The sequence below is a fragment of the Guptibacillus hwajinpoensis genome (assembly GCF_020171785.1).
Lineage (GTDB): Bacteria > Bacillota > Bacilli > Bacillales > Guptibacillaceae > Guptibacillus > Guptibacillus sedimenti.
The window spans coordinates 1-514 of sequence record NZ_JAIVAE010000036.1 but is presented as its reverse complement, the minus strand read 5'-3'; the positions used below and the strand labels follow the sequence as shown (position 1 = coordinate 514).

The 514-nt window shown below is 43.2% G+C and carries 2 tRNA genes and 1 rRNA gene; all 3 read left to right on the top strand.

The window, feature by feature from the left end:
* Positions 1-50, top strand: a 16S ribosomal RNA gene (locus LCL91_RS21920); the annotation flags it as partial.
* A gap of 109 nt (positions 51-159) precedes the next feature.
* Positions 160-236: transfer RNA gene (locus tag LCL91_RS21915), tRNA-Ile, on the top strand.
* A 56-nt stretch (positions 237-292) separates the two neighbouring features.
* Positions 293-368 (top strand) — tRNA-Ala (locus LCL91_RS21910).
* Positions 369-514 lie beyond the last annotated feature (146 nt).

The following is a 514-nucleotide window of genomic DNA, read 5'->3' as shown; positions in this document are numbered from 1 at the left end:
AGTCGTAACAAGGTAGCCGTATCGGAAGGTGCGGCTGGATCACCTCCTTTCTATGGAGAATTACGAGGCAACATTGGTTGCCAACCTTACATGAGCGTTTCGTTTAGTTTTGAAAGAATGATTACTTCTTTCAATTAAATATTATCAATAAACCTTTATGGGCCTGTAGCTCAGCTGGTTAGAGCGCACGCCTGATAAGCGTGAGGTCGGTGGTTCGAGTCCACTCAGGCCCACCATAAAAGTTTTATTGAACACGCATATTCCTTTTGGTAAAATACCATCTGGATCATTTGGGGCCTTAGCTCAGCTGGGAGAGCGCCTGCCTTGCACGCAGGAGGTCAGCGGTTCGATCCCGCTAGGCTCCACCAACACATCTACTATATAGTTAAACAAATGTTTAATTAACTAGTAGCCATTGTTCCTTGAAAACTAGATAGCATAAACAACGACATCCAATAATTATTTTTATGCAAGAACTTAGTAATAACTGATGCGTGATGGCTTACGCCACACA